General features: G+C 39.9%; 5 protein-coding genes. All 5 read right to left on the bottom strand.

Going from position 1 to position 9,056, the window contains the following annotated elements; translation table 11 throughout:
• Nucleotides 1–449 precede the first annotated feature (449 nt).
• On the bottom strand, nt 450–2,195 hold the full coding sequence (pabB, locus tag SB775_RS21265) for an aminodeoxychorismate synthase component I (RefSeq protein WP_410863175.1): 1,746 nt from the start codon (nt 2,193–2,195) through the stop codon (nt 450–452).
• Nucleotides 2,196–2,287: 92 nt separating this feature from the next.
• Nucleotides 2,288–3,310 (bottom strand): LLM class flavin-dependent oxidoreductase, encoded by a 1,023-nt coding sequence (locus tag SB775_RS21260; RefSeq protein ID WP_289321214.1) that lies wholly within the window; start codon nt 3,308–3,310, stop codon nt 2,288–2,290.
• Nucleotides 3,311–3,402: 92 nt separating this feature from the next.
• Entirely contained in the window at nt 3,403–4,401 is a 999-nt protein-coding gene (locus SB775_RS21255) for an LLM class flavin-dependent oxidoreductase (protein WP_410863173.1), read from the bottom strand.
• Nucleotides 4,402–4,689: 288 nt separating this feature from the next.
• Nucleotides 4,690–6,936 carry an AAA domain-containing protein gene (locus tag SB775_RS21250; protein WP_410863172.1) on the bottom strand — a complete coding sequence of 749 codons (2,247 nt, stop codon included), beginning with the start codon at nt 6,934–6,936 and terminating at the stop codon, nt 4,690–4,692.
• A 234-nt stretch (nt 6,937–7,170) separates the two neighbouring features.
• Entirely contained in the window at nt 7,171–8,967 is a 1,797-nt protein-coding gene (gene pepF, locus SB775_RS21245) for an oligoendopeptidase F (RefSeq protein ID WP_410863171.1), read from the bottom strand.
• Between the last annotated feature and the right edge of the window lie 89 nt (nt 8,968–9,056).

The following is a 9,056-nucleotide window of genomic DNA, read 5'->3' as shown; positions in this document are numbered from 1 at the left end:
CCAATCAACGGCCAAATTGTACAACTCATAAAAAATAGACAAACTCGATTTTCCTCGAGTTTGTCTACAGTCTGAGAAGTTCACTGTCGTGAACTTCTTTTTTTAACTATTAGATAAATATTGTTCCAACATATCCTTTGGTACCATGCTACCACCTGTCGCCCAGATGATATGTGTATCCAATCTGTCCTCTGCCGACTTAACCCTGTTCCGCTTGGACGATTGGATCTTCTTGAACGGCTCCGTAATCTGGATTCAGCAAGAAGACTTCCATCCATCTTTATAAGATTTTAAAGTAATGGATCTTTCTCCTTCCACTCCGTCATCGATAAAACCTGCGATTTTTGCTTCTCCATAGCAGTCCCTCTTAGAATATGTATAAAAACAGTATTCATCATCTGCTCAACAAACTGCCATGGAGATTAATCATTTTTTTAGGGAAAATCAGCTTAGAATGTCAAATTCACTTTTAATTTCCCTCGCACACTATTAATAAACCAAATTTCCTCAGCGCTATTAAGGTCAGCTTTTAGAATGGGCTTTTCCTTGATTTCCTTCTTCCTTATTAATTCTTGACGAAAAGTTCCAGCGAGCAGACCTGATTCCACAGGAGGGGTATAGTAATCACCATTTATCTTCACCACTACATTCCCGTTCGTGAATTCCGTGATGAATCCTTCTTCATTCCAAAGTAGAACGTCATCGAAGTCAGGATTATTCTTTTGAAAGCCTTCATATACATCACGATTAGTCGTCTTATGACTAAGAAAGGGATTTCCACTTGATATTGGAGTTTCAGCCAAGATAGCCGTTAATTCTGAATCAAGGGGCTTAATTGCTTGTCCGGAAACTTCCATTTCACCATTTTCTTTAAGCAGTACCCTTACCTTTTGCAATTTGCCTTGGTTTAAATCCGCATACTTTTGGAGTTCATCTCTAAGTTTCAATTCAAAGAACTGATAATTGAAGTAATCAGCAGATTGTTTCATTCGATCGATATGATCATTCAACAAATAATATTCGCCATCGCTTAGCTTCATCGATTCCAATAATTCGTAAGCAGGCCTTTCCACCGTCAATAATTTGGCCTTTAAAAAGGCTTCGTCATATTCTTCGGTTAACTCGGAATCCCAAGTGATTCCCCCGCCTACCCCATACTCGGCATTACCTGTTTCCTTTTCGATCACGACCGTACGAATCGGCACATTAAAAACGGCTTGGGATTCAGGGGTGATAAACCCGATTGCACCGCAATAAACTTCACGTGGTGAATTCTCGATATCAGTGATGATTTCCATTGTTTTTATTTTAGGTGCACCCGTTATCGAACCACATGGAAAAAGGGCCTTGAATATATCAATGATTGTTGTTCCGGGTTTCGTATCAGCTGTTATTGTGGAGGTCATTTGCCAAACGGTCGGATATTTTTCAATTTCCTTAAGTTGTGGAACCTTGACGCTTCCTGGTTCTGCAATCATTCCCAAATCATTTCTGAGCAGGTCCACAATCATGTAGTTTTCAGCTTGATTCTTTTCCGAGGCTGCTAACCAGTCTGCATTGTATTGATCCATTTTCAGTGTCGTTCCCCGCTTTACCGTTCCTTTCATAGGCCTTGTAATTAGCTGATCATCTTCCCAGCGGAAAAATAACTCGGGTGATGCCGAGAGGATACGATGTGTCCCAACGTTCAAATATGCACTATAATTCGATCGTTGAGCTCTCTTCAAGCGATCAAAGAAAGCAAAGTCGTCCCCTTCGAACTTGGATTGCAAACGCATCGTATAATTCACTTGATACGTATTGCCTTTCTCAATTTCGGATTTTATTTTTTGAAAGCCCGTATGATAGGTTGTTGAATCCATTTCTGATTGCCATTCAGCTAACTTAAAAGCCCCTGGCATTTTTCCAGGTAATTCTTCCGGTTTATCAAAAATACCGAACCATAATAATGGCATTTTGGCTCCATCTTTTACTTTAAAAGATTTTTCAAAAGCAGGTGCCGCTTCATAGGATACATATCCCGCTGCATAATGCCCCTGGTCGATCGCTTCCTGGACTTTTTGAAATTGAGGAAGGACATCCCCAATGGAATGGGCAGTGAACACTTTTTTCGGCTTCGTAAAATAGAGTGGCCTGCTCTCACCTTGTTTATCTGTGAAGTGAAATATTAAGGATATAGGGTCTTCTCGTTTCATTCTTCTCTCCTATCTTTGTTTAAAGAGTCAATCGGTATGTATTTTATAAAAAAGCTTGCAGACAAGTGATCTGCAAGCTCATTCATTGACACTTATTTCATTCCAGTAACTTCTGCAATGATTTCATAAGAACGAAGGCGTGCATTCTGATCATAAATGGCAGAGTTTATAATCATTTCATCCGCCTGTGTTTCATCTAAAAAGGTCTGTAACTGCTCTTTTACCTCTTCCGGATTTCCGATAATGGAGGCATTCAATTGTTTCATGACAATGGCCTTTTCATATTCTGTCCAGATGCCTTCCATCGTATCAACTGGAGGAGCAAGTTGTCCAGGTGTGTTCCTTATCAAATTCAAAAACTGCTGTTGATAAGATGTGGCAATCCTTTGTGCCTCATCAGTTGTATCAGCTGCAAATACATTGACACCAACCATCACATAAGGTTTATCGAGAACGTCGGATGGTTGGAAATTATTGCGGTAACGAGCTAAAGCCGGTTGAGTATTTTCAGGGGAAAAATGGCTTGCAAATGAAAATGGCAATCCAAGCTGTGCTGATAATGCTGCACTGAAGCCGCTTGAACCAAGAAGCCAAATCGGGATGTCCTGTCCTTCGCCAGGGATGGCCCGAACACGATTATGTTTAGAATCCGCATCTAAATAACTGCGGAGCTGCGCCAATTGTTCAGGAAAATCCTGTCCATTATTACGCACATCACCCCGGAGCGCCATGGCAGTATATTGGTCGCTTCCCGGAGCGCGCCCTAGTCCTAAATCTATTCTACCAGGATACATTGCTTCCAATGTTCCAAATTGTTCTGCGATAACCAGTGGTGCATGATTTGGTAGCATTATGCCTCCAGAACCCACACGAATTCTTTCTGTCTTCCCTGCAACATATCCTATCAGCACGGATGTTGCAGAGCTTGCGATCCCAGGCATGCTATGGTGTTCTGCAACCCAGAAACGGTTGTAGTTCCATTGTTCCGCATGTTTTGCTAAATCTATAGTATTTTTAAAAGCTCCCGAAACTGTACCACCTTCAACAATTGAAGCTAGGTCCAGTACGGAAAAAGAAATGTCACTAAGTTTTTTTCCATGTTGATCAGCATTCATATCTTCAACTTCTTTCAATTATGATATTAAATGGACGCAAAGTCATCATATAGAAAATGCACACAAAATGCACATAAAATGCTCGAATGGGATTAATTGTTAAGGAGTTCCTTAGCAATCAAGCGATAAGAATTCAGCCTGTCCTCCAATTTATGAGTGATGGTTATCAGCATTATTTCATCTGCTTGATATTTTTCCTCAATTTCCAAAAGGCGATACTTCACTTGAGAAGGTGTACCAAAAATCAGTTTTTCATGCATGGTTTCCATCAGTACTTTTTCTTTTTCAGTCCAATCATGATTCCTTACCTCTTCTATACTTGGAACCTGTTTTCTTTCCCTTTGTTCACTTTGTATTTTCCATAGGGTGTTGCTAAGAGCGATTTCTTTCGCAAGTTCCTCGGTTTCTGCACATATGGCCGCAACCGAAACGATCGTTTTTGGCTCTTCAAGAAAACCTTTTGTTTGGAAGTTTTCACGGTACTGTTGAAGACTCTTCAATCCATCATTTTCACTCATAAATTCACCAAATGCGTATGCAGTACCATTTTCAGCAGCAAGTTTTGCACTTTTCCCGCTTGTTCCCAATATCCACGGTTCAGGCGGTACCTTTGGGATAGGAGCAGCAGAGGTATTTGAAAACAAATGTTCTTTCGGAAATTCATCTCTAAGAAAATTCAACAGTTCCTGAACAAGTTCAGGCATTTTGTAAACATTCTGCAAAAAATTATCGGATAATGCCATCGTAGCTTCGGCAGATCCCCCAGGAGCACGTCCTATGCCCATATCGACCCTGCCTGGAAATAGGGTGGCAAGCATATTATAAATCTCTGCTATCCGATATGGCTTATAATGCGGAAGCAGAACTGCCCCAGATCCAATTCGGATATTTTTTGTTTGCGCACCAATATAGCTTATCAATACCTCTGGAACGGAACATGCCAATCCCGGCAGATCATGATGTTCAGTTAACCAGATCCTGCTATAACCGAGTCTATCTCCTTCTTGTGCAAGTTGCAGTGAAGCCTGCAATGCCTCTTGTGCTGATTGTCCGGTTGCAATTGGTGATTGATCTAAAATGCCCAGTTTCATTTTGTTACCTCCTTTCTTCTCTTTCGTAACGTAATGGTAAATCATAATTAGCCGAAAGTCGCCTGAAAAGCTTGGTTTGTTATTTTAGTTTGCAACCTTTAGCGGAAATTATATGGAGTTGAATCCAGACTGGAGTTTGTGAGTGGAATATATATTCTGACGAGGTCTTTGGTTTAATATATTATTATTTTAGAAGGTGTTCCTATTAATATTTATTCTATCGAGGTCACTTAGGGAATATACACTTTGAAAAATGAAGAAAAGCCCTAATATAGGGCCTTTCCAGAGCTATTCACTTTTTATGAACTGAGAGAGTAATTCATCAGCCATTATTTGCGAATCCAAACGAGCCGCTATAAATGGGGGCTGGATCCGATTATTGGACTCTACGGGCAAACCTAACCAGATTACTCGTTTATCAAAGATGATAAAGGAAAAGGAAACTGGTGAACAAATAAAATGATCAGAGATGATATCAGGGTTCCTTTTTGCTGATATGATCGTCAATTTCACTGCAGGGTTTCGTTTCATTAAAAACTCTTGCCATTCTTCCGACAAACTGTTCAAATCCGGCACTGCCATTACCAACTCTTGTTTTGTTGATTCAATATCTTCCAGAAAATCGCCTAACTTACGGGCATGCATCCATTTTAATTGCGGGTGCTGGTGTATAATCCATTTTCCAATGTCTTTCTTTGACACGATTTGATCATTTTGAATTTGATGATCGACAAGTTGACGAAGTGTTTTGCTGCGATAAACATGTTTGTTAACAAATGAAGTGTCACTTACATGTACGAACTTACCCTTAGTCCTTGTTATTGCAACGTTAATGAGCCTTTCACTTTCTCTTCCGGTCAATAACATTCCTGCCCTGTTTTGCGGATAACTATCAACTGTGTCAAAAATCATCATCTCCCGTTCGCTTCCCTGGAAACGATGTACAGTTGCAGCGATGATATCGGCCGTTTGCCGTTCTTTGGCATATAAATCATCCAATAGTTTTTCCATCAAGTCTGCCTGAGCACGATACGGAGCGACATAACCAATTGATCTTGTCCCTCCCACATAAGCTTCATGAATCAGTTGAAAAGATAAAAGTAATTGCCATATATTCATTCGCGAGTGGGAAGTGCGTTCCGTGATGCAATATTCCCCTGATAAGCTAGTATCTACAAGTGCCGCCGCCTTATTGGCAAATGGTTCCGCCAGCATTATGCTCTCCCTGCTTGTGGCAACACTTTCATGATCACCTACAAAATTGTTATAGACGACACGATTAGTGAATGCTGAAATATCCGGATGCATGCGGCGCTGTTCTTTTAGTAGGAATAAATGAGGATGAAGTTCCCCTTCCTCCACAGACTGAGCAACACCCGCCCGATGAAAGATGTCTTCCTTCAGCCAAAGTTTCACAAGGGAATCACGAGCGGAAGCAATGGGCGGCAATTGTTTGAAATCACCACAAACGATAATATGTTTGGATAACGCTGCAGCGAAAGCCACCTGTGGTACGTAAGCCATGCTCGCTTCGTCCAAAATTACTAGATCATACTCCTTTTGATAAACCGTTTCATCATTTGCGGCCTTTGCCAAGGTCGTTCCGATGATTTTTGCTTCTTTTACGAATTGCATCTCTTTATGGCGTATTTTCTCCAAAACTTTTGCCAGTTTTTTCTCTATCTCGATTAATTGATCCGTATCCCTTTTGCTGAAGGAGCCAGCCAAGTCATGTTTTAATAAACGTTTCTCTTCAGCTAGCTGTTCTTTTTCGTTAATTAATGCCGGTTCATGTTTACCTAATAGTTGCCCCGTAACAATATCATCATGGATGGCAAGGGATTCACCGATTTGAGACCCATAGCGAAGCACATCGCCTTCTTTGAAAAGATCTTTCTTTTTAATGAATGAAGAAATTTCAGCCATCAAAACATCGACAGCCTGGTTGCTATGGGACAAGACCAGCACTTTTTTATCTTGTAAATAATGATTGGCCACCGTACGTGCCAATGTATAGGTTTTTCCTGTTCCAGGTGGACCCCAGACAAATGTGACAGGATTGAACTTCGACCGGGCATATAATTCTTTCACACTGCTTAGTTTTTCATTTACAGGATGTTTTTGCGGCATGGACGGATCCATCAGGCGTTTGATCCGAAGCCTTTTCTTTTTGCTTCTCTTGATTTCGTCCAAGCGGATAATCAATTGTTCAAGCAATTCCCATGGATCATGGTATAAAAAGGCTTCGCCGATCATATCGCCTAACGAGCGATCAAAAACAATGATTATACTTTTCCCTTCCGATGAGAGAATCCTGCCATCCTGTTTAATTCCTCCCCATTCAAGCCGAACGACGGAACCGACAGGAACTTTTATCGATGAACCTGTTTCAAAATAATAGCTGAATGAACCGTCACTTGTAAGCAGATGACCGTTCGAAACCAGGTATTTTGTGCTGCCATATTTTTTTAAATGCAGGATTTCAAGCTGAAGTGCCTGCTGCCATTCTTTTATAAAATTAACTGTTGAATTCATTTTTTCACTTTCCTCACAAAATATGCCATTGAAGTATTAAGAAGCTGGCCCAGTGGCTAGGCTCTGATGTAAAATAATTTACTGTCCATATGGAATTGTTTACAATGGCACCTGTTTTTTTACCATATAAAAGAAGGCCCAATCAAAAGATTGGGCCTCTCATACGCCAATAGTGTAACTATAACATTTTTATAACAGACACACCATGGGCTCTTTTGGAAGAAATGGTTTAGATTAGCCCTCTGACAACTCTGTGAATTCGTCGACAAGATCACTGAAAATCCTCATTGCGTTTTCGATTGGATCAGGTTTAGTCAAATCTACGCCTGTTTTCTTAAGCAGCTCCAATGGGAAATCGGAACTCCCGCTTTTCAAGAAGGTCAAATAACTTTCAAGAGTTTTTTGGTCCCCAGAAAGGATCTTATCTGCGATTGTAATGGCTGAAACGTAACCAGTGGCATATTTGTAGACGTAAAACGGACGATAAAAGTGTGGGATGCGTGACCAGCCAAACTTCACTTCTTCATCAAAAATTATCTCATCTCCATTATAAGCACGGAATATCGATTCATAAGCTGTGTTAAAAACCTCGGCATTTAGAGGCTCATCATTTTCAGCTTTTTCATGTACGATCTTTTCAAATTCCGCAAACATCACCTGTGTGAAGAATGTTCCTTTAAAACTATCTATGAAATGGTTGAGTAAGTGTTTTTTCTTTTTCACGTCTTTTGTTGTTTTAATTAAATGGCGAATCAGCAGGATTTCATTCACTGTGGACGCAACTTCAGCAACAAAAATGGAATACCCTGCACTTATTTGCGGCTGGTACTTTGAGCTATAGTATGAATGCATGCCATGTCCGGATTCATGTGCAAGTGTAAATACACTGTCTAAATCATCACGGTGATTTAATAAGATGAAAGGATGAACACCATAAAGTCCTAAATTATAAGCGCCTGAACGTTTTCCAGGTGTTTCCCTGACGTCGATGTATCTTTTTTCCTTAAAGGTTTTCAGAATTGTGATATATTCTTCGCCAAGAGGTTTCAATGCTTCCATCATCAAAGCAAATCCATCATCGTAAGAAATCTCCTCTTTAGCACCTTCGACCAATGGTATACTTAAATCATATGCACGCAGTTCTTCTACCCCGAGCAATTTTTTTCTTAAATTGATGTATTTATGCATGGGTCCAATATTTTGTTTAGTAGACATAATCAAATTATCATATACTTCTTTTGGAACCTTATCTCCGAATAAGGATTTTTCCAAGGCAGATGGATAATTTCTTAGTTTTGAAAGATTCACATTATTCTTGATTGCCGTAGAAAGTGTGGAAGCGATGGTATTTTTCAACTGTACATATGGCTGATAATATGCGATATACGCCTCTTTTCTCTTATCACGATCATCGTGTTCAATCAACTTGGAATACATTCCTCGTGTAAGCTCAACCCTTTCGCCGTCTTCATTCGTGACTTCCCCAAATTTAATATCGGCATTGTTGATCATCCCGAACGTTTTTTGTGGTGCTGAAAAGGCTTCGCCTACTTGAGAAAGGACCTCTTCTTGTTCTTTCGTTAACACATGGGATTTATAGCGATAGGAATCCAGTAGATCTTCTTCAAAATATTTTAAGCCCTCGATTTCTTTTATGTACCCTTTTAATGTTTGTTCTTCAAGACTCAAAAGAAATGGCATGAAAAAGGCAGATGCATTACTAATTTTTTGCCCTAACTGACCTGCTCTATCTTGTAATGCCTGCGATGAGGTAACCCGTGTATCCAAATCTGTTTGCAGCATGGCATATACATATAGCTTGTTATAAATGTAGCCGAGTTCCTCACTTAATCGTAAATACTCGAACAAATCTTTAGCAGACTGAATATGCCCATCATGAGTTTTTAATTTTTCTGTCATCCTAAGGACTTCTTGATAATCTTTTTCCCAATTGTCCTGATCATCGTAAATATCCTTTAAGTTCCATGTTTCTTCTTCTTTGATTTCATCACGTGATTTATACGTTTGCATATGACACTTCCTTTCAGACTTATAGGCTTACCCTTTATTATAATCGACTTTCAGAAAAATCTGCATAGAAAAACCAGTATGCTAAAAAT

The organism is Peribacillus sp. SIMBA_075, from assembly GCF_046534585.1.
The sequence above is the reverse complement of the archived record's forward strand: the minus strand, read 5'-3'. Positions and strand labels throughout refer to the sequence as shown.

Coding starts and splice junctions, on each gene's coding strand:
- SB775_RS21255 (WP_410863173.1), bottom strand. CDS start 4,401: ATGAAACTGGGCATTTTAGATCAATCACCAATTGCAACCGGACAATCA.
- SB775_RS21250 (WP_410863172.1), bottom strand. CDS start 6,936: ATGAATTCAACAGTTAATTTTATAAAAGAATGGCAGCAGGCACTTCAG.
- SB775_RS21260 (WP_289321214.1), bottom strand. CDS start 3,310: ATGAATGCTGATCAACATGGAAAAAAACTTAGTGACATTTCTTTTTCC.
- pepF (WP_410863171.1), bottom strand. CDS start 8,967: ATGCAAACGTATAAATCACGTGATGAAATCAAAGAAGAAGAAACATGG.
- pabB (WP_410863175.1), bottom strand. CDS start 2,195: ATGAAACGAGAAGACCCTATATCCTTAATATTTCACTTCACAGATAAA.